Origin of the sequence: Thermoanaerobaculum aquaticum, from assembly GCF_000687145.1 — a bacterium.
GTDB classification, from domain to species: Bacteria; Acidobacteriota; Thermoanaerobaculia; order Thermoanaerobaculales; family Thermoanaerobaculaceae; genus Thermoanaerobaculum; species Thermoanaerobaculum aquaticum.
Genome location: NZ_JMFG01000027.1, coordinates 42,067 through 61,956 on the forward strand (window position 1 = coordinate 42,067; position 19,890 = coordinate 61,956).

A 19,890-nucleotide genomic window follows, 5' to 3' on the forward strand; every position below is an offset into this window, starting at 1 on the left:
TTCTTTGCCTTTTCGCTCTGGTGGAGCCAGGGCAAAAGTTTCCTGTGGTCTCGCCGTGCTCCTGGGAAGCCCCTCAGGGTTTGGGCGGATTCCCTAAGCAGTCAGCAAAAGGAGGCCTCCGCAGGCCCGGTGGGATCAATGTGCTTTCCGGACCGCTAACGGGTCTTCAGCACCACGGTTTCCTGGCCCTGTCGCAGGATCACCCGATCTTCCAGGATTTTTTCCACCACAAAGCCGGCCACCGTGCTGCCCTCCACCACCTCTTGGCCGTTGATGCGGGCAAAAGACCTTGTGGGCCCGTAAACCAAAAAGTCCAAGGTAAGCACCCTGTCGGGTAGCTTGGCTTGCACCGCAAACTCCTGTGAGATCGCCGGCTTAGCCGTGGGGGGGGGAACAGGTTGGGGGACGCTGGGCAACTGCACTTGGTTCGGCACGGGAGCTTCCTGAGACGGGGGCGCTTCGGGGGAGGGTGAGCTTGAAGGCAATGGGTTTTGCAACGGCGCCGGCGTAGGGACGGGCACGGCAGCGGCAATGGCCGGAGCCGGCTGGGGTGAGGGCAAGGGTGAGGCCGGCGCCAAATGGGGCTTGGGTGAGGCCGGCCCGTGAGACCAGAAGATCGCTACCAGTGAGGCTCCGGCCAGGCCCGAAAGCAGGCTTACCACCAGCAGAAAAGACAAGGCTCGCTTCCTTGGAGGTGCCGGTGCTACCGCCGGCGGCAGCTGCCCGCCCTCTGCGGCTTGCCGCAGCTGCTGCGCCCGGGCTTTGCGCAGGGCCTCGCTCACCAGGCTCATCGCCCACCTCCCAGCGACGCCAGCGCCTGGCGGACGTGCCGCAGTCGCAGGAAGTCGGTCTCTTCCACAAAGCCGGCCAGAAGCGTCTTGTCGCACACGGCGTTGACAAGACGCGGAATGCCCTTGGAGGCGGCCTGAATGGCCCACAGCGCCGGGGTAGAAAAGGTGGGGCGGCCGTTGGCTCCGGCCACCGCCAAACGGTGCAGGATGTAGCGCTTGGTTTCAACAAAGCGCAAACCGGTGAGGTGGTAGCGCACGGTGATGCGCTGGGAAAGCTGACGCAAGCCGTGGGAGGCAAGCTTAGCCTTCAGCTCGGGTTGCCCCAAAAGCACGATCAAAAGCAGCTTCTGGTCGTCGGTTTCCAGGTTGGATAGCAGGCGGATGTCCTCCAGGAGCGGGGCGGGGAGGTCCTGAGCTTCGTCAATGAACAACACCACCCGGTGCCCGGCGTGGGCTTCCTCCAAAAGGTAGTTGTTAAGCCGATCCAAAAGCCGCGAACGGTCCGAGCCCCGGGCTTCCTGCCCCAGCTCCTTGAGGATGGCGCGGAGCAGCTGCAAGCTGGTGAGCACCGGGTTGAGGATCAAGGCGGTGCGGGAGCTTTCCGGGACGTTGGCCAGCACCGCCCGGCAAAGGGTGGTTTTTCCGGTCCCCACCTCGCCAGTGACCTGCACGAACCCTTCCCCCCGGTGAATGGCGTAGAGGATGCTGTCGAAGGCCTCCCGGTGCTGGCGGGAAAAAAACAAAAAGCGGGGGTCCGGGGTCAAGCTAAACGGAGAGCTGGCCAAACCGTAAAAGGCCTCGTACATGGCATCGCCCTGATGATTGTACGCTTTCCCCGCGGGAGGCGTTGGAAGCAAATGGCCCTGAGGGCGGTTATACCTTCCGTGGGTGGCAAGCTTGGGTTGGGTCTCGCGGTGTTGCTTTTGGGCTGTGGTGGCTTTTCAGATGCCGGCTCGTCCCAGACCCAGGAGGTGAAGGTGAAGCCCCGTTACTCCAAATCCGGTTACGACATTACCCCTCTTCCCCGGGAAGACGTGGCGCGCCTGGCGGCCAGGTTGGACCCCGAGGCGTTCCGCGTAACGCAAAAGGCCGGCACCGAGCCTCCCTTTTGCGGCGGCTTGCTACACGTTAAGGAGCCTGGGATTTTCGTGTGCGTGGTGTGCGGCTTGCCGCTCTTCACCACCGACCACAAGTTTGACTCGGGCACCGGCTGGCCCAGCTTTTATCGGGAGTTTGACCCCGAGCACGTGGCCCGCAAGCCCGACCTTTCCTACGGCATGGTGCGCACGGAAATCACCTGCGCCCGCTGCGGAGCCCATCTGGGCCACGTTTTTGATGACGGTCCTCCCCCCACCGGTGAGCGGCACTGCGTGAACTCGGCGGCCCTGCGCTTTTATGCCCGGGGTCGGGAGCTGCCCCCGGAAAGCCAGCCCGTAAAAACCGAAGTGGCGTACTTTGCCGGCGGCTGCTTTTGGGGCATCGAGCACTACTTCCAGCAGGGACCTGGCGTTTTGGACGCCCAATCGGGGTACATGCAGGGGCACGTGGATCACCCCACCTACGAGCAGGTGTGCTCCGGCACCACCGGCCACGCCGAAACCGTGAAGGTCACCTACGACCCCAAGCGCATCAGCTACCGTCGTCTCTTGCAGGCCTTCTTTGACATGCACGACCCCACCCAGGAAAACCGCCAGGGCCCCGACGTGGGGGAGCAGTACCGCTCGGGGATTTGGTACGTGAACGAGGAACAAAAGCGCGAGGCCCTGGCGTTCATTGCCGAACTGGAGGGTTCCGGTCGCTTCGGCAAGCGCAAGATCGTCACAAAAGTGGAGCCGGCCAAAACCTTCTGGCCGGCGGAGGACTACCACCAGGACTACATTGCCAAAACCGGCCGCGCCTGCCACGTGAAAAACCCGTGGTAACGCTAGGGGAGCAGCTTTTGTATCTGGCCGGATGAGGGGTCAAGGGCAAAGAGCGCTCCTCCCGTTTCGAAGGTCGGCTGGCCGTGGAGGGTGGGGAGAGGCCACTCCGAGAAGAACTGGTACCTGACCCAGGAGCGCCAGTAGCCGGTGGCGTAAGTGTCGGTTTGGGCTAAGGGTTGGATTTGGTTTTGGCCGGGGTTCCAGAGGAGGAAGTGGGTTTTCAGTGGAATGGTGTGGCAGGCCAGCACAAACTGGGTTTTGGCTGCCTTCCAGGCCTCGCACCTCGTGCCGCTTTTGAGCGGAAGCGTTGTCTCCGCGAGGGTGGTGCCCCTGTCGTCCACCCAGCGTGCGGTTCCACCATCGTCGGTGACGCGGATGAGAACCACGCCGGGGTCCGCCAGGTAGGCGGAGGCTCCGCCTGGCAGATCGTGCTGCCACAGGGTTTGACCCTGGTGGACGTACACGATGCTGCTGCGGCGGCTGGGATCGAAGGGATCGGCTACCCGCAGCGTGAGCAGCATCCGGTCCTCCCCAATTTGCGCGCTCGCGTCTCGGTAGGGACCGGCAAACTGCAGCGAGAAAAGCTCTCGGGGCGTTAGGTTGCTCCAAGGGAGGCGCCAGGCTGCGAGGTGGAGGCGGCGTTCGCCTTCTTCGCTTTCCGGGCCCTGCCATTCGCCGCCCAGCACCTCCAAAATTGAATTGGTGGCGCGACAGACCCAGAGGGCGCGCGGATTTTTCGAGCCGGCGAAGAGGGTTTTCCGTTCAAGAGTTTGCGGGTTGAGAAGCACCAGGCTTCCCCCCGGTTCTCGCACCACCGCGGTTTGACCGTGTGGACCCAAAGCGCAGAGGGTGCTGTCGGGCTGGAGGCCGGAAATCGTTTTTTGCGCACCGCTGGCAAGCTCCACCAGCAGCAACCGGGAGTGTGTTTCCCCGTCCAGGTAGGCGAGCTTGGTGCCCTCCGGCGAAAACGAGAGGTACGGGGGAAGCAGGAAGAAGAAATCCATCGCTTGCTCCACCGGCAAATGCCGGCGGGTGTTGGTTTCCCGGTCCCACAGGAAGGTGCTCCGCAGCTTGAGCTGGCCAAAGGCCTCACCAGAGCCAAACCAATACCGACCGGTGGGGTCAGGGGTGGTGATGGAAACCCAGCGGAGGTGGTAAGGAGCCCTGGCTTCCAGGTACGTCATGACCCCCAAAAACACGACGGCCAGCGCAATGAGGGAAGGCCAGAGCCCGAGGGTGGCCACTCGGTGCGCCGCGGGAAGGTGGGTTCGGGCCTTCGATAGCGTGAGGAAGCTGGTGAGCAACAGGATGATCGTGGCGGCGCTCAAAACGACCACCGCCACCGGCAACACCGCTTCCATCCCCACGCGATTCTGGATGCGCTGCCAGAGGGTGTACCAGATCCAGCTTGCCAGCGCGGCCCCTACTAGATCGGCGGCCAGCCAAAGGGTGCGGGCCCGGAGCATGAGGGTGAGCACGTGCCCCAGGGCCCACAACGCCACCACCGAAACCGCAAAAAAGAGGTAGTCCCACGGGCTTCGGGGCAGCTCCCGCAACGCCAACCGGAAAGCGGGCAAGGCTCCCACCACACTGGAAAGAAAAGCCAAAATCAGGCTTGCACCCCACGCTCCCCACCAGAGGTGCGCCGGGCTCAAGCCCAGGCTTTCCAAGAACCGCTGGTTTTGGAGCGCTTCGGCGGTGGTGAAGCTGCGGGCTCCGGTTAAGGCGGCCAGGAGGGGAGGTAAGGCGACCAGGGAAAGAAGGGCCAAAGCTTGGCGAATGTCTTGCGGTTGCCAAGCCCAAAGGGCCGGGCCTAAGAGGCCCAAGAAGCCCGCTGCCAACAGGACCGCAAGCCCAAGGCTTGCAATCCAAAGGTGGTAACGGAAGAAAAAATACACGCTTGCCATTAACTTGCGCATGTGTCCTCCTTTGGCTCGTGCCACAGGGCAAAAGCCACTTCTCCGAGAGTTGGGGTTCGACCGGAAATTCCGCGGTCCTCCAACCAACGCTTCCAGTGATCGGTGGTGACCGGTACAACCCACTGCTCGCCCTCCAACACATCCCGGCGAACCAGGGGCGCTTCGTGCTCCGGTGGCGCAAAACCGCGGGGAACGGTGACCACCTGGTACCGGGTCTTGATGGCCTCCAGCGTTCCCGTCCAGTGGCAGCGGCCCTGATGCAGCAGGATCACGGTATCGGCCAAGCGCTCGGCCAGGTCTAAGTCCTGGGTCGCCAAGAGCACCGTGGCCGGTTGTTCGGCCAAAAAGCCCAAAAGGAGGTCCAGAGCCAGGTCCCGGGCTACCACATCCAGCCCCAGGGTGGGCTCGTCCAAAAGCAGCAACGTTGGGCGAGACGCCAAAACCCAGGCAAGCTGCGCCAGGCTCCGCTGCCCCCGGGAAAGCTGGGAAACCTTCAGGGAAGGGGAAAGCTTCACCTGCTCCAGCAGGCGCTCAAACTCCTTTTCGGCTTCTGGGCTTACTTCCCCAACCAGGCTTCGAAAGCGGGCCAGCTGGCGTAGGCTCCAGTCGGACGGGAAGTCGCACGCTTCGGCGCCAAAGGCCACCTCTCGACCCGGCAGGCACTTGCGGGGGCGTCCCAAAAGCTCGATGGTGCCCTGCGCCGGCCGGTAAAAGCCCATCAAACAGCGCAACAGCGTGGTTTTTCCTGCGCCGTTGGGCCCGGCCAGCACTGCAAAGCTTCCCGCGTTGACCGAAAAGCTGACGTCGTTCAGGACTTGCTTTTTCCCAAAGGAAAGGCTGAGGTGCTGCACTTGAATGGCCGGTTCACTCATGGTTCACCTCGGTTTTGGTCGAGCTGGGCCCATTGCTGGGCGAGGGCGTCTTGAGCCTCGCCAAGGCTCGCTCGCAAGGTTCGGGCCTGCACCGCGTAGCCAAAGGCAGCTTTGGCCAGCGCTTGCCGGCGCTGCTGGTCGGACATGCGGGGTGGGTCTGGGGCCACGAAGGTGCCTTCGCCCCGGCGCACCGTGAATACCCCTTCCGCCACCAGGGCCTGCAGGGCCTTGGATACGGTGGCGGGGTTCAGGGTGAGCTGCCGGGCCAGCACCCGCACCGAGGGAACGGGATCCCCCGGTGCCAAACGTCCGGTGGCCACCAGCTCCCGCAGCCGCTGGGCCAGTTGGCTCCACAGCGGGGTGGGATCCGTGGGGTCCAGGTTCAGGTTCACGTTCACCTCCTACCGTCACACTGTATTAGTGTAGTAGTACACCATAACCCTTGTCAAGCCCCCCTGGGGGTAAGCCCTTGTTTTTCGTCCTTCGTGCACAACGGCCGGCCTTTTAAATGCCGCGTAAAGCGGCGGGAAAAGCAACCCCGGGCTTACTCAGAAGCCGAAGGGCCGTCGCCCTCCGGCTTCTTAAACCGCTGCCCGACGGAGTAAGAACAGCCCGGCTGCCACGATGAGCCCTGCAAGAAGCACTAGCCCGTGATCATTCAGGGTCGGAATGGGTTCCTGGGCGGTGACCAAAAGCTCCGCAGTGTCGCAGGCGTTGTCCACACACACACGATATGCCACCACGCAGGTCCCCGAAGCCGGGACCTGAAAGGTGGTCACACCGCCGGCGCCGATGCTTGAGGACGGGCAGGTAGTGGTTCCCAGCAACGTAAAGGTGGCATTTGCTGGCAAGCTACCGGTGCCGTACTGATCGTTCGCCCCGACGTTGTAAGTCGGGCGGGTGCTGGCCGGGAAGCTGGCCGCATCGTCCAACGCATCTACGAGCGGAATAGGCAAAGCCGTGCTGGCGGTGTTGTTGGAAGGATCTGCTTCATTATCCGTACCGGCCGTGACGGTAAGCATGACGCCGGTTTGTGGGGTGTCTTGCCCCCCTTGTGTATCAGGCGCAGTGAATTGGAAGGTGCAGGTAGTACTGCTCCCAACCGCAAGCACAGCCACCGGCACGGAAGGCAAACAGGTCAAGTTACTAATTGTTCCTGCTGATGCGGCAATGGAGCAAGTAGCGTTCACAGCATCATCTGGACCGTTGTTGGTGCAAGAAAAGGTCAAGCCTGGGTACACAGAGCCTGGCCCAAAACTCGAGGGGAAAAACCCCAGACTGGGTTGCATATCTGCAACCGCGGCTAAAGCCGGGGTCAAGCGCGCCACAAAGGCATCGTTAAACCCACCGCCGTAGTTTTCCTGCGCACCGCCGGTGGCGTTTGGGAACCCAATGGAATCCGTGCTCCCCGCCACGTAAACTTCCCCTGTGACGGGATAGATCCCAACTGTGTAGGCAAAGTCCCATCCCGTGCCCCCCAAGCAGGTGGATTGAGGGTTTACAGTGAGCAACGGATTGAGTCGCGCCACAACCGCTTCGTACGCCGTATTGCAAATCGCTTGAGCTCCGCCTGCGGTGTTAGGGAAGTTGCTCGACGATGTCGTCCCTGCTACGTATATTTCCCCGCTAATCGGGTGAATTGCCAGAGCTGCTGCAGAGTCCTCGCCAAAGCCGCCGAGGTAGGTGGACTGAAGAATCGTGGAAAGATCAGCATCCAGTCGGCTAACGAAAGCATCGGAAGTTCCACCAGCATAGCTCGATTGGGCACCACCGTCTGTGTTCGGAAAATCACTGGACTCAGTATAGCCGGCCACGTACACTTCTCCGGTTTGAGGGTGAATGGCGAGGGACGTGGCATAGTCGACCATCCACCCTCCCAAAAAACTCGTCTGCAGGCTACTGGTTAGCGAGGCACTGAGGCGACTCACAAAGGCATCGCGCAACCCAAAATCGCCCGCCACGTACACCTCACCGGTTGCAGGGTGGATGGCGAGGGCAGAACCGCCGTCACTCAATGGGCCGCCGATATAAGTGGACTGAAGGTTCTGGGTAAGGCTTGCATTCAAGCGGGCGACAAAAGCATCGGCCCAGCCCCCGGGGCTTGGCTGGGCGCCACCTGCGGTGTTCGGAAAATCGTCGGACCAAGTGAATCCTGTCAGATACACCTCTCCACTCGGCGCGTGAATGACTACCGCGAGTGCGGTTTCCCCATCTGATCCACCGAGATAGGTAGATTGAAGATTCTGTGCGAGGCTTGCATCGAAGCGGGCCAAGAAAGCATCACCAAACCCAGCGTGATTGGACTGCGCTCCACCTGCTGTGTTAGGGAAATCAGGAGACGAGGTGGTCCCAGCCACATACACCTCGTTGGTACTGGGATTAATGGCTAGCGCGTAGGCTTCGTCATTTCCTGTGCCACCAAGGTATGTGGACTGAAGGTTTTGAGTGAGGCTGTGGCTGAGCCGCGTCACGAAACAGTCCCGCGCTCCACCGCCGTACGTTGCCTGCGCGCCGCCCGCCGAACCCGGGAAATCTAGGGAGGCGGTCTCACCAGTGACATACACTTCCCCAGTAAGGGGATGAACGGCTAAGGCAAATGCTGCGTCATATCCTGAGCCCCCCAGGTATGTGGATTGAAGTAAGGGATCAATCCACAGGGACTTGCTCCGGTCATAGGGTCCAAGAGAAAAGCCAAACTCTTTTCGCGGTTTGTCTAAACGGTAGGAGACCTCTACCTCTTGCCGGATTTCGCCTTTTTCCTGCCAAGCAATGGGTTTGGAGAGCACCACATTTCCGAAGCCCGTTTTAACTATCAGCTCCCCACTAGCCCTGAGGTGAACGTCCTCGGCACCTTCGAGCTTCACTTGAATCTTCCCGGGATCGGTGCCGGGCGCGAGCTCAAAGAGCTTTTCCACGGTCCGTTGGCTGGCGGCCAGTTTCACCCTAATCCCTGGGTAGACCTCGCCCAAGTCCAAGTAGCGGTACGTAGGAAGGCCTGCCTGATGCTTGCGGGGGTCGTTGCCAATAAAAAAGCTCACTTTCCCTTCTAGCTCTTCCATCCCTCGAATTTGCCTAACTTTGCCGCCAACGAAACGCTCGGAAAGCACCCAGGCTTTCGGCTCACAGGGTTGGTTAAAACGTTGCTCGTGAAGCGCTCTGTGCCTCCTCGTGTCCACCCGTTGTTCGCAGTCTGAGGCCGCGGGGAGGACATGTCGCAGCTCGCCATCGTGGGTGACCCACGTAGCCCCGTAAAAGCCCAGTGCCGAAAAGGCCGCATTTTGGTCCCATTGGCCCGCATTGGGCACAAAGCCTCGAGGCATGACGCTCACGGCCGCCCTGAATTTGTCCTGAGTGGGTGCCTGCCTCTCTGGTGCACCCAGGACCGGCTCGGTCACGAGCCAGCTAAGCCCCAATGCCAGCAAACAGAGAAAAGGTTTTCCCACCTGTCTATCCATCGACCACCTCCAACGTTTTACGGAACCCCAAACTCGCATGTCGTTGGTCTTTCGATTCCGCCACCGCTGGTCATGTATTTTATTCATGCACACCCTGCTGCTCGAATCGGGGAAGGCCTTTTCGGAACCGCGACTGCTTAGGAGCGATTATTGGAATTGCATCAGCGCAAGCCGGGGGAGAACTCTGCTTTTCTCCATGAAAGATGCGCCAGCACGCAGCGAAAGACGAATTAAAGAACTGGGAGGGAGAGGCGACGCCCACTTTGCGCGCCTAAGAAACTACCGGCGGGCACAACAAGCCCCAAGGTTTAGCTTGCCTTTTCTTTTACCCAGGCCAGGTGGGTGAAGGACAAACCCACAACGAAAGCCAGCAGGGCCAACGCAACCTGGGCAAAAGGCGCGGAAACCAGATAAGCCAAAAGGAATAGGCTGAAGCTCAAAGGCAAGAGCAACAGCGCTACCGGTCGGAAACGCCTTGGCTCTTGCGGTTGTTCCTGCTCCTTTGGCCACTGCTTGCTGGCCAAAAAAATCCAAACCACAGCGGCAACCAAGCCCGCACCTATTCCCACCACACTCAGCCACCACCAGATGCCCCGCGGGCCGTCCAAAATGCGGTTGACCAGCAGGGCCAGCAGGGTCACGAGCATGCCGCTCGCGAAGATCAACGAACGACGGCGGGATGGACCTTTCAGGGGCTCGCCCAAGAACACTGCAATCGCGAGGCCAAAACCGACTAGGGCCGCAAAAACGTTGGAGACGATTTCGAGAGCGCTCATGGTCACCCCCTGGAGAAAGACTTCCATAGCTACGCCCTCAAACGGCCAGCGCTCATAGCGCTTGCATTACTCTACCAGAAGGAAACGGCGCGGTGGTATGGCCTGCTGCCAGGGCAGTGAAACAGCAAAAAGCCGGGGCGGAAGCCCCGGCTTTTGCGGGCAACACCGGTAGCAAACTTAAGGGAGAAGGGTTCGGTGGATGGTGACCCCTCCCATCCTGGCCGATTGACCCGAAGACTTCAGCAGAACATTTCGGGAGCGGTCGACCCAAAAGGTAAACCGGTCTTCCCCTTCCCCGCACACCATTTCCAGCTTGGTGGTGGGAACGCTGCTGCTCTCCCAGGCCACGGTTTCCTCACCCAAGATCGTCACCTGGCAGGGCTGCGCCTGCTGGCGCAGGAGGTCGGCCCGAAAGAAGGTCCAGCTTTCCCCACCCTGTTGGGCGAGGGCCACCAGGGTGGGCCCGGTGGCTGGCCCATCGGCCATAACCGGCCCGGAAAGCGCGATTTCAAAAGGCTTGCTTTGACCCGCCATGGTCATGGTGCCAGTGATCTTTTCCTTTTCAAAATGGGCGGTGAGGGAAAGCGGCCCCTGGTTGACCGAGCGCCGCAGGAGGGTCAGGTCAGCTTTGGAAACCTCCGCGGTGTCGCTGACCTCCCCCTGGGGCAGCTTCAGGGTTTCGGTGACCACCCAGGCGTTGTCCTTTTCTTGCACCGAAATCGCCGACTCGAAACTCTGGCTTTGCCCTTGGGCTTCCACCCGCAAGCTGTAGCGGAAAGTCCCGGGGAGGAGGGCTACATGCACCGCCGGCTTAGCTTGAACTTGGATCTTCTTGGGCTTTTCCACCTTGCTCACGTCCACGGTAATTTCCGCAAGCCTCTTGGCCACGTCCGGAGGCATATCGGCTTGGTAGCGGCCGCCCAGGTGCTTGGCCAGGAACTTTTCCACCGCCGCAAACATCGCCATCTGGTTAACCGGCCGGGCAAAGCCGTGGCCTTCGTCGTCGGCCAGCAGGTACTCCACCGCGAAGCCCTTATCCCGCAGGGCCACCACAATTTGGTCCGATTCGCTCTTCTTTACCCGGGGATCGTTGGCCCCCTGCACCACCATGAGCGGGGTTTTGATCTTGTCCACGTGGTTAAGCGGCGACTGGCGTTCCAGCTGGGCCTTGCCTTCAGGGGTGGAGGGGTCGCCCATGCGAACGTGGAAAATGACCCGCATGGCCTCCCAATAAGGCGGGATGGACTCCAAAAGCGTGATGAGGTTGGACGGACCCACGATGTCCACCGCCGCCGCGTAAAGGTCGGGCGTGAAGGTGACGCCCGCCAGTGTGGCGTAGCCGCCGTAGGAACCGCCCATGATGCCCACCCGTTTGGGATCGGCAATGCCCTTTTCCACCAGGTATTTCACACCCCAGGTGATGTCGTCCTGCATTTTTTCGCCCCACTGCTTGTTGCCGGCGTTCAAAAACGCCTTGCCGTAGCCGGTGGAGCCGCGGAAGTTGGGCTGCAGCACGGCGTAGCCGCGGTTGGCCAAAAACTGCGCCATGCCGGAGTATCCCCAGAAATCCCGCGCCCAGGGTCCCCCATGGGGCACCACCACCAGCGGCAGGTTTTTGGCGGGGATGCCCTTGGGCAAGGTGAGGTAGGCGGGGATTTCCAGCCCGTCGGAAGAGCGGTAGCGGATGGGTTGCACCGAGGCCAGGTACTTCCGGGGGAGGCGCTCGCGGATGCGGTACTGGAACGTGAGCTTTTTCCTTTCCCGGTCAAAAAGGTAGGTTTCGCCGGGCTCGGTGTCGGAGGTGGCGGTGATTAGCATGAGTTTTTCGTCCCGGGTCATGGAGGAGATGTTGACCACCTTGCCCGGAAGCTTTTTCTGGAGGTAGGCGTACATCTCAGCCCAGCTGGGATCGCGGAAGTAAACCCTGGGTTTGTCTTCCAGGTACACGGTGCCCACCAGCTCATCGGTACGCTCGGAAAAGATCGCATCCTCAAGATCAACCCGCCCCAACGGGTCGCTTTCCACTTTCTCTTCCTGCCCGGTGGTCAAATCCAAAAGCGAAAGCTGGATGAAGTTGACGTTTTCACCGCGGTTGGTGAGCAGGTACACCTTGTTCCCGTCCTTGCTGAAACGCAGGGTGCCGCAGGTTTCCAGCACCGAGCAGCCGTAAACCTTCTTGAACTGCCCGGAGTCAAACGCCAGGATTTCGGTGTCGCCGTTTTCCAAAATGCGCGAAGCGAGGCGCGGCTGGCCCTCCAGGTCAAACTCCCACCCCACGATGCGGTCGGTGTTCTTGTAAACAAGCTCCTTTTCACCGGTGGCAATATGCACGCGGTAGAGGTCGTGCCAGGAAGGATCGCGGTCGTTGAGCCCCACCCAAATGATGTCCGGTTGCTTTTTGGGAACGCTATAGATTCTGGCACGCACGCCTTTGAGGTCGGTGAGGTTGCGGGCTTTGGGTGTGGGTTTGCCCTCCTCCGGTGGGTCCTGGGGGTTTACCGCCCAAACGTTGTAGTTTTCGTCCCCGTCGTTGTCCTTCACAAACAGGATGAAGCGGGAATCCTGGCTCCAGAAGAAGCCGGGGATGGGCCTTTTGGTTTCGGCAGTTAAAAGCCGAGCAGCGGAAAAAGGCTCGAAGGTGCCCTTCACCCAAATGTTGCGGGTGTCGTTCCAGGGTTTTAAGAAGGCAATGAACTTGCCGTCCGGGGAAATTTTCGCACCGAGAATTTCCGCGTTGCCAAAAAAAAGCTCCCGGTCCAAAAGCGGCGGCAATTTGGCCGCTCCAGACGAGGCCAAGAAGAGCCCGGCGATAACAGCGGAAAGCAAGAAAACCAAAAGCCTCTGGGTTTTCATGGTGCGAGCCTCCTTCCCCCGTTGCGCTTCATACGTCCTTTTCGCCCCCAAGGTTCGCACACCGCAAGGGTCTTGACAATGCTAGCGTGATGATATCATACTGAAAGCGGAGGTGAGCTATGGTGCCGATCAACGAAAAGAAGGCGTTTTCAATCAGTGGCTTTCCCGTGCTTTTGGCGCTTTTGGGCCTTTCCCTGTGGAGCTTCTGGCTGCTTTACCGTTTCTTTGCCAGCGTGGCGGCGGCCGAAAGGAGCTCTGAGGCTAGCGTGGCCTGGGGCTTCCTGTGGCCCGCCCTGGGGATCTTGCTCGTGGTCTTTGGGCTGTTGCTGCCGGGGCTTTTTGTGGTCAAGCCCAACGAAGCGCGCGTTCTGGTGTTTCTCGGCCGCTACATTGGCTCGGTGCGGGAAGCGGGCTTCCACTGGGCCAACCCCTTTGCGGTACGGCCGCAGGTTTCCCTGAAGGTGCGCAACTTCAACTCCGAAAAGCTCAAGGTGAACGATGCCCACGGCAACCCCATTGAAATTGCTGCGGTGGTGGTGTGGAAGGTGGTGGACTCGGCCAAGGCGCTTTTTGACGTGGACAACTACGAGGCATTTGTGGCTATCCAATCGGAAACCGCCATCAGGGCTTTAGCCAGCCGTTTCCCTTACGATGCTCCGGAAGGGGAACCCTCCCTGCGGGGGGAGCCGGAAACCATTGCCCACGATTTGCGTGCGGAGCTGCAGGAGAGGCTGAAGGTGGCGGGGGTGGAGGTCATGGAGGCGCGCCTGACCCATCTCGCGTACGCCCCGGAAATTGCCCAGGCCATGCTGCGCCGCCAGCAAGCGCAAGCCATCATTGCCGCGCGGCAGAAGATCGTGGAGGGCGCGGTGGGCATGGTGGCCATGGCCCTGGAGCAGCTGGCCGAGCAAGGCGTGGTGAGCCTGGACGAGGAACGCAAGGCGGCCATGGTGAACAACCTGCTGGTGGCCCTGGTGTCCGAAAGCGAAGCGCAACCGGTGCTGAACACCGGCAGCCTTTACCAGTAAGCGCCGGCCGGCGCCATGGCGGAAAAGAAGAAGTTCCTGTTGCGGTTGGATCCCGAGCTCTACGCGGTGCTGGAGCGGTGGGCCGCCGACGAACTGCGGAGCATCAACGCGCAAATCGAGTTTTTGCTCCGGGAGGCCGCCCGCCGCTCCGGCCGCCTCAAACCCGGGCCCAAGCCGGAAAAGGAAGGCACGTAGCAGGGCCTTTAAGCGAAGCTCACATGTTTCGGCCGAATGGGCTTCCCAAGGGGATGAGATATGGGCGATGGGCCAGGAAAACTGAGGCCCTAACCCGGTTCCCAGGCGTCCGGCATCGGGTCCGCCATCGCCGTTGGGAGTGACGGAGCTCTCCTCTACGAGAAGTTGCGTTCCACATCATGGACGTTTATCATTCACAGCGTGGATGATTTGAAAGGACGCAAGCCCCGGTACTTAGCCAAGCGCATCGAGGAGGCCTTAACCCGGCACCCGGTGGTGGTGGTCACTGGGGCGCGACAAACGGGAAAGACAACGTTAGTCCGCACTTTACTGGCCGGGCCGACTCGGGAATACCTGTCTTTGGATGATTTCGACGTTCTGGAGCGGGCGGAGTCGGACCCCTTTGCCCTCTTGGCCAGCAGCAAACCGCTTACAGTTGATGAGATTCAACGAAGCCCCAAGCTCCTGCTGGCCATTAAGCGTGAGGTGGATGTGTCCCGGAGGCCTGGCCGGTTCTTGCTCACCGGCTCCGCAAACTTTGCTTTGTTGCGGGAGGTTTCCGAAAGCCTTGCGGGGCGAGCGGTGTACATCACCCTTTGGCCCTTTAGCGAAGCCGAGCGCCTTGGTTTAGGGCGCGCCGGTTTTTGGGAGGAGCTTTTCCAAAATCCCCAGCGGTGGGAGGGAACGCAATTCCCGGTGGTTTGTAATGACCTGTGGCTCATGAGCAGCGGCTTTCCTCCTGCCGCCCTGGGTCCCGATGCTGATTTCCAGTGGGAGTGGCTGGAGGGGTACGTTCGCACCTATCTGGAGCGGGACCTCCAGCAGTTCACGGCCATTGATCGCCTTGCCGACTTTCGGCGCTTTATGCGCCTTGCCGCTTTGCGGGGGGGCAAGATCTTGAACCTTGCGGAGCTGGCCCGGGATGCCGGGATCCCCCAGGCCACAGCCCACCGCTGGCTCAACCTCTTGGAGGCTTCCTACCTGGCGCTGCGGCTGCCGGCTCTGGCGGTCAACCGCAGCAAGCGCTTGCTGAAGGCGCCGAAGTTTTTCCTTTGCGATCCCGGTTTGACGGCTTTTTTGGCCGGATTTCACCGCGAGCGGCCCCTGGCCGGGGAGGTGGCTGGTGCCTTGCTGGAAACGAAGGTTTTGGCGGAGCTTCTGGCGTGGCGGGAGGGTGTGGTGCCGCAGCCGGAAATCCTCTACTGGCGCACCGCGTCGGGTACGGAGGTGGATTTCGTGGTGGAATGGCAGGGGAAGCTGTGGCCGCTGGAGGTTAAGCTTACCGCCCGCCCGCGCCCGCGGGACTGGGCTGGGCTTGCTGCGTTTTTGGCAGAATACCCGGATCTGGCCCCTTTTGGGCTTCTGCTCCACGCCGGCAACAAGTGCCAGCGGTTGGCCGCGAGGGTGTGGGGGGTACCGCTGGCGCTGGCCTTAGGCGTAGCCGAGGGGCAGCCCTGAAAAGCCCAGGAATGGACCACGGGCTCTAAAAAGAGCGTGTTTTGCTCACATGTTTCGGCGGTACTGGCCGCCCACTTCGAACAGGGCGTGGGTGATTTGGCCCAAGGAGCAGGAGCAAACGGTTTCCAAAAGCTCGGCGAAGAGGTTTTTCCCGGTGAGGGCGGCGTGCTGGAGGCGGGCCAGGGCGTAGGCCGAGGGGCGCTGCCAGGGGGGCAGGGCGTCCAGCTCGGGATTGGGTACCGGCCGGTTTTGATGCTGCGCCCACAGCTCGGGAAACGCGTGCCGGGCCTGGAAGTCGCGCAGGTGCGCCAGGCGCGCGTCTTTTTCTTCCTTGCTGGCGCGGGTGAGCTGGGGGGCTTCCAGCTCGTTTTCGCTGCGCCTGGGGTTTTCAAAGAAGTTGACCCCCACGATGGGCAGCTCCCCGGAGTGCTTGAGGCGCTCGTAGTGCAGCGATTCCTCCTGAATTTTGGCCCGCTGGTAGCCGGTTTCCATGGCCCCTAAAACCCCACCGCGCTCGGCTAGCCGGTCAAACTCGGCAAGTACCGCTTCCTCGACCTTATCGGTGAGCCACTCGATGAAGTACGAGCCCTGCCACGGGTTTTCGTTTTTCAAAAGCCCAAACTCCAGCGTGGAGATGAGCTGAATGGCCAGAGCCCTCCGCACCGATTCTTCGGTGGGGGTGGTGATGGCTTCGTCGTAGGCGTTGGTGTGGAGGGAGTTGCAGTTGTCGGCCAGGGCCAACAGCGCTTGCAGGGTGGTGCGGATGTCGTTGAAGGCAATTTCCTTGGCGTGGAGGGAACGGCCGGAGGTTTGGATGTGGTACTTGAGCTTCTGGCTGCGCTCGTTGGCCCCGTAGCGCTCGCGCATGGCGGTGGCCCAGATGCGCCGGGCCACCCGGCCAATGACCGTGTACTCCGGGTCCATGCCGTTGGAGAAGAAAAACGAGAGGTTGGGGGCAAACTCGTCCACCGCGAGCCCGCGGGCCAGGTAGTACTCCACGTAGGTGAAGCCGTTGGCCAAGGTAAAAGCCAGCTGGGTGATGGGGTTGGCTCCGGCTTCGGCAATGTGGTAGCCGGAAATGGAAACCGAGTAGAAGTTGCGCACGCGGTTTTCCACGAACCAGCTTTGGATGTCGCCCATGAGGCGCAGGGCAAACTCGGTGGAAAAAATGCAGGTGTTTTGCGCCTGGTCTTCCTTGAGGATATCGGCTTGCACCGTACCCCGCACCACTTGCACCGCACAGCGCAGGGCGTCTTCCCACTCACCGGGCTTCAGGAGCTGGGCAATTTCGTCCCAGCCCTTGCCGTCCACATAGGGTTGCAGGGCGTCTTCCGGATTGCCCCGGAGACGTCCGTCGGCAATGAGCCGGCGCTTGGCTTCCTGGCGTCCGGCCACGTTGAAGAAAAAGGCCAGCATCATGGGCGCCGGCCCGTTGATGGTCATGGAAACGGAGGTGTTGGGGGCGCAGAGATCGAAGCCCGCATAGAGCCTTTCCATGTCCTCCACCGTGCAAATGGAGACCCCGGATTCCCCAATTTTTCCGTACACATCGGGCTCGAGGGCCGGGTCCTCCCCGTAAAGCGTGACCGAATCAAAGGCGGTGGAGAGGCGGGCAAAGGGCTGGCCGGCCCGCAGGAAATGGAAGCGCTTGTTGGTGCGCTCCGGTCCCCCTTCGCCGGCAAACATGCGGGTGGGCAGCTCCTCCTGGCGCTTGAAGGGGAAAACACCGGCGGTGTAGGGGTAAGCGCCGGGGACGTTTTCCCGCAGGATAAAGCGCAGGATTTCCCCCCAGTCCTCGCTTTGCGGGAGCACCACCTTGGGGATGTGGGTGCCGGCCAGGGAAACCGAAGAAAGCGCCACCGTGACCTCGCGATCCCGCACCTTGTAGGTGAAGGTGTCCCCCGCGTAGTCCTGCTGCAGCTTGGGCCAGGTGGCAAGCGCGGTGCGGCTTTCGGGGGTCAGCTCATGGGCCAGGCGGCGGATTTCCGCATCGAGATCAGCAAGCGCCGGCTCGGGTGGCATGGTTCCCGAGGTGATGGCCTCAAAGAGCTGCCAGAGATCGGCAAAGCTGCCTTCGCCGGGGAAAGCCGAAAGCAACGCCCGGGCTCCCACCAGCTGGTAGAGCTTGCGGGCCACCGCCACCTGCTGTTCCGCCCGCTTGCGGGCTTTTCGGCAGGTTTGGGCGATTTCCCGCAAATAACCGGTGCGCTCGGGGGGGATGATGGGGTGCCGCTGGGGGAGCCCCGCCGGTTGGGCGTGGGTTTGCTCCACATGGAAAGCCTGACCAAAGCGGGATTCCAGCTCCCCGAGGAGGCGCTGGTACAGCGCGTTCACCCCAAAGTCGTGGAACTGGTGGGCGCAGGTGCCAAACACCGGGACCTGCTCGTCGTCCATCTGAAATTCCGAGTGAGCCCGGCGCCACTGCTTTTTCACTTCCCGCAAGGCGTCCAAAGCCCCCGGCCGGTCGAACTTGTTGATGGCCACCAGGTGCGCAAAGTCCAGCATTTCGATTTTTTCCAGCTGCAACGAGGCGCCGTATTCGGGGGTCATGGCGTAAATGGCCACATCGGCGATGTCGGCAATTTCGCTATCGGCTTGCCCGGCACCCGCCGATTCCACGAAGATCAAATCAAAACCCGCGGCCTTGAGCACCTGAATGGCCCCCTCCACCGCCTGGGACAAGCTGCGGTGGGCTTGCCGGGTGGCCAAAGAGCGCATGTACACCCGGTCGCTGGCCAAGGAGTTCATGCGGATGCGATCGGCGAGCAGCGCCCCTCCGGTTCGACGCTTGGTGGGGTCCACAGCAATGATGGCCACCTGCAGCTGGGGAAAATCCAGCAAGAACCGGCGCACCAGCTCGTCGGTGAGGGAGGACTTGCCCGCACCCCCCACGCCGGTAATCCCCACCACCGGGGCGTGCTTGGTAGGCTTAGGTAGCTCCGGCATCTTCCCCGATTCCACCTGGGAAATGGCGCGGGCCAGCTTCTGCCAGTGGCGGGGGGTGAGGTCGGGGGGCTGGCCGTTGGGAAGCTGGGTGACGTCGAAATCGCAAGCCTCCAGCATCAGGCTGATCATGCCGTCCAAGCCCAGCTTGCGGCCGTCGTCCGGGGAGAAGATCTTGGCGACGCCGTACGCTTCGAGCTTTTTGATTTCCTCCGGCACGATCACGCCGCCGCCCCCGCCAAAGACCCGAATGTGGGAGGCGCCGCGCTCCCGCAACAGGTCCACCATGTAGGTGAAGAACTCCATGTGTCCGCCCTGGTAGGAGGAAACCGCTATCCCTTGCGCATCCTCCTGGATGGCTGCGTCCACGATTTCCCTCACCGAGCGGTTGTGCCCTAAGTGGATGACCTCGGCGCCGTGGGCCTGGAGGAGGCGACGGACGATGTTGATGGCGGCGTCGTGGCCGTCAAAGAGGGAAGCAGCGGTGACAAACCGAACCTTGTTCTTGGGCACGTACCCTTGCGCCATAACCCACCTTCCGGCGGCATTGTACCGCTGGGGCTATTGGCGGAGATGGGAGATGGTGGCTTCCAGCTTATCCACCCGCTCCTGCAGTTCCTGGGCGCGGGCTTCAGCCTGGGTTTGGAAGCGCGTGAGCTCGTGGCGCAGGCGTTCCAGCTCCGCTTTGAGCTCTCGAACCTCGCGTTCCAGCTGGTCCAGGCGCTGTTCCAGCTGGTCCAAGCGCTGTTCCATCTGGTCCAGTCGTTGCTCGACTCGGCCCAAACGCTGTTCCAGGGCGGTCACGCGGGATTCCAGAGCTGCCACCCTAACTTCCAGGAGGGTCAGCCGCTCCTCGATGCGGTCCAGGCGGGCTTCAATGCGGTCCAGCCGCTGGGTGTTCTGAAGGACGCCCTCGGCCACCAGCTTGACCTGGTCCAGGATGTGCTCCATGACCGCGTCGAAGTGGCGCTTGATTTCCTCCAGCTCGTGGCGGGTCATGACGGTTCTCCGTGCGCAGATAGTAGCAGAAGCGTCTTCTATAGCCAGACCCCGGGGGGTGGGGCGGGGAGCTCGCCAGCGGCGGCAAAAACCCGTTCCGGTTCGCCCGCCAGCCAGTAAACCTTGTTTTCGCTCCGCCAAAACAGGTGATGCCCGCCGGGGCCTACCGTTAGAAACCTCTGGGGCTCGTCCCGTTGGGGGCGAGGGGGAGAAAAGGAACGGCTGTGGGCCATGGCTTCGGTCATGGCCTCCAGGGCGGCTTTGGCTTCGGCCGGCGACTTAAAAAGGGCAAGGTAAAGGGTTAAGCGGCCATTGCCGTACTCCGCTACCACCGCGCTGGGAGGTTGAAACCGCCCCTGGTGCATCTGGCGCAAAAGCTCCACGGCTGGCCGTCCGGTGAGCAGCTTGCTGCGCGAAAGCCCGGCCAAATGGCGGGGCACCAGCGGCTGGCCGCAAGCCAGAAGGGCCAGCAAGAGCGCACAAATTCGGAAAACCCTAGCCCCCAAGGCCCAGCTCCCGGGCAATTCCCGCCATGGCGTCACGCACAAAGGCAATGTGGTCGGGAAGGGGCATGCCGATTTCCTCCGCTCCCTGCACGATTTCTTCCCGGTTCACCGAGCGGGCAAACGCCTTTTCCTTCATGCGCTTGAGCACCGACTCCACGGGCAGGGCGGCAATG

General features: G+C 61.6%; 14 protein-coding genes and 2 pseudogenes. 4 read left to right on the forward strand and 12 right to left on the reverse strand.

From position 1 onward, the window contains the following. Positions 1-155: 155 nt before the first annotated feature. Positions 156-791: a GspB domain-containing protein gene (locus EG19_RS13445; protein ID WP_038050103.1), complete on the reverse strand. Its 636-nt coding sequence runs from the start codon at positions 789-791 to the stop codon at positions 156-158. Continuing rightward, positions 788-1,597 carry an ExeA family protein gene (locus EG19_RS13450; protein ID WP_038050104.1) on the reverse strand — a complete coding sequence of 270 codons (810 nt, stop codon included), beginning with the start codon at positions 1,595-1,597 and terminating at the stop codon, positions 788-790. Before EG19_RS13450 ends, EG19_RS13445 begins: the two co-directional genes overlap by 4 nt. Positions 1,598-1,648: 51 nt before the next feature. Here EG19_RS13450 and EG19_RS10230 point away from each other — a divergent pair, with 51 nt between their 5' ends. Continuing rightward, positions 1,649-2,713 carry a bifunctional methionine sulfoxide reductase B/A protein gene (locus EG19_RS10230; protein ID WP_081800110.1) on the forward strand — a complete coding sequence of 355 codons (1,065 nt, stop codon included), beginning with the start codon at positions 1,649-1,651 and terminating at the stop codon, positions 2,711-2,713. Positions 2,714-2,715: 2 nt separating this feature from the next. Here the strand turns inward: EG19_RS10230 and EG19_RS10235 are convergent, their stop codons facing one another. The 6 genes and pseudogenes from EG19_RS10235 to EG19_RS10260 form a co-directional block, all read right to left on the reverse strand. Further along, positions 2,716-4,632, reverse strand: coding sequence for a hypothetical protein (locus EG19_RS10235; RefSeq protein ID WP_038050107.1), 1,917 nt, complete (start codon positions 4,630-4,632; stop codon positions 2,716-2,718). Beyond that, entirely contained in the window at positions 4,620-5,504 is an 885-nt protein-coding gene (locus tag EG19_RS10240) for an ABC transporter ATP-binding protein (protein WP_038050108.1), read from the reverse strand. The genes EG19_RS10235 and EG19_RS10240 overlap by 13 nt, the downstream gene beginning before the upstream one ends. Further along, positions 5,501-5,896 (reverse strand): GntR family transcriptional regulator, encoded by a 396-nt coding sequence (locus EG19_RS12865; RefSeq protein ID WP_053335211.1) that lies wholly within the window; start codon positions 5,894-5,896, stop codon positions 5,501-5,503. The genes EG19_RS10240 and EG19_RS12865 overlap by 4 nt, the downstream gene beginning before the upstream one ends. A 189-nt stretch (positions 5,897-6,085) precedes the next feature. Beyond that, positions 6,086-9,046, reverse strand: a complete 2,961-nt coding sequence (locus EG19_RS10250) for a DUF7948 domain-containing protein (protein ID WP_456119746.1) — start codon at positions 9,044-9,046, stop codon at positions 6,086-6,088. A 221-nt stretch (positions 9,047-9,267) separates the two neighbouring features. After that, positions 9,268-9,735, reverse strand: coding sequence for a hypothetical protein (locus EG19_RS10255; RefSeq protein ID WP_152544034.1), 468 nt, complete (start codon positions 9,733-9,735; stop codon positions 9,268-9,270). Between the two features lie 834 nt (positions 9,736-10,569). Then, positions 10,570-12,588 (reverse strand): annotated as a pseudogene (locus tag EG19_RS10260) (S9 family peptidase); the annotation flags it as partial. A gap of 119 nt (positions 12,589-12,707) precedes the next feature. Here EG19_RS10260 and EG19_RS10265 point away from each other — a divergent pair. From EG19_RS10265 to EG19_RS10275, 3 genes are all read left to right on the forward strand, one after another. Continuing rightward, positions 12,708-13,616, forward strand: coding sequence for an SPFH domain-containing protein (locus tag EG19_RS10265; RefSeq protein ID WP_081800112.1), 909 nt, complete (start codon positions 12,708-12,710; stop codon positions 13,614-13,616). Between the two features lie 15 nt (positions 13,617-13,631). Beyond that, on the forward strand, positions 13,632-13,811 hold the full coding sequence (locus EG19_RS10270; protein ID WP_038050115.1) for a hypothetical protein: 180 nt from the start codon (positions 13,632-13,634) through the stop codon (positions 13,809-13,811). 201 nt (positions 13,812-14,012) lie between these two features. After that, entirely contained in the window at positions 14,013-15,269 is a 1,257-nt protein-coding gene (locus EG19_RS10275) for an ATP-binding protein (protein WP_152544035.1), read from the forward strand. A gap of 45 nt (positions 15,270-15,314) precedes the next feature. Here the strand turns inward: EG19_RS10275 and icmF are convergent, their stop codons facing one another. The 4 genes and pseudogenes from icmF to EG19_RS13735 form a co-directional block, all read right to left on the reverse strand. Continuing rightward, positions 15,315-18,740 carry a fused isobutyryl-CoA mutase/GTPase IcmF gene (gene icmF, locus EG19_RS10280; RefSeq protein WP_038050117.1) on the reverse strand — a complete coding sequence of 1,142 codons (3,426 nt, stop codon included), beginning with the start codon at positions 18,738-18,740 and terminating at the stop codon, positions 15,315-15,317. A 33-nt stretch (positions 18,741-18,773) separates the two neighbouring features. Further along, a complete protein-coding gene (locus EG19_RS10285) occupies positions 18,774-19,211 on the reverse strand; it encodes a YbgF trimerization domain-containing protein (RefSeq protein ID WP_053335214.1) in 438 nt (145 codons plus the stop codon). Positions 19,212-19,249: 38 nt separating this feature from the next. Next, a complete protein-coding gene (locus EG19_RS10290; protein ID WP_038050119.1) occupies positions 19,250-19,717 on the reverse strand; it encodes a hypothetical protein in 468 nt (155 codons plus the stop codon). After that, a pseudogene (locus tag EG19_RS13735) lies at positions 19,707-19,890 on the reverse strand (HAD family hydrolase); the annotation flags it as partial. The pseudogene EG19_RS13735 and the gene EG19_RS10290, both read right to left, overlap by 11 nt.

Excerpts from the sequence above, each read along its gene's own strand:
- EG19_RS13445 (WP_038050103.1), bottom strand. The coding sequence starts at position 791 with ATGAGCCTGGTGAGCGAGGCCCTGCGCAAAGCCCGGGCGCAGCAGCTG.
- EG19_RS13450 (WP_038050104.1), bottom strand. The coding sequence starts at position 1,597 with ATGTACGAGGCCTTTTACGGTTTGGCCAGCTCTCCGTTTAGCTTGACC.
- EG19_RS10230 (WP_081800110.1), top strand. The coding sequence starts at position 1,649 with ATGGCCCTGAGGGCGGTTATACCTTCCGTGGGTGGCAAGCTTGGGTTG.
- EG19_RS10235 (WP_038050107.1), bottom strand. The coding sequence starts at position 4,632 with ATGCGCAAGTTAATGGCAAGCGTGTATTTTTTCTTCCGTTACCACCTT.
- EG19_RS10240 (WP_038050108.1), bottom strand. The coding sequence starts at position 5,504 with ATGAGTGAACCGGCCATTCAAGTGCAGCACCTCAGCCTTTCCTTTGGG.
- EG19_RS10250 (WP_456119746.1), bottom strand. The coding sequence starts at position 9,046 with ATGAATAAAATACATGACCAGCGGTGGCGGAATCGAAAGACCAACGAC.
- EG19_RS10255 (WP_152544034.1), bottom strand. The coding sequence starts at position 9,735 with ATGAGCGCTCTCGAAATCGTCTCCAACGTTTTTGCGGCCCTAGTCGGT.
- EG19_RS10265 (WP_081800112.1), top strand. The coding sequence starts at position 12,708 with ATGGTGCCGATCAACGAAAAGAAGGCGTTTTCAATCAGTGGCTTTCCC.
- EG19_RS10270 (WP_038050115.1), top strand. The coding sequence starts at position 13,632 with ATGGCGGAAAAGAAGAAGTTCCTGTTGCGGTTGGATCCCGAGCTCTAC.
- icmF (WP_038050117.1), bottom strand. The coding sequence starts at position 18,740 with ATGGCGCAAGGGTACGTGCCCAAGAACAAGGTTCGGTTTGTCACCGCT.
- EG19_RS10285 (WP_053335214.1), bottom strand. The coding sequence starts at position 19,211 with ATGACCCGCCACGAGCTGGAGGAAATCAAGCGCCACTTCGACGCGGTC.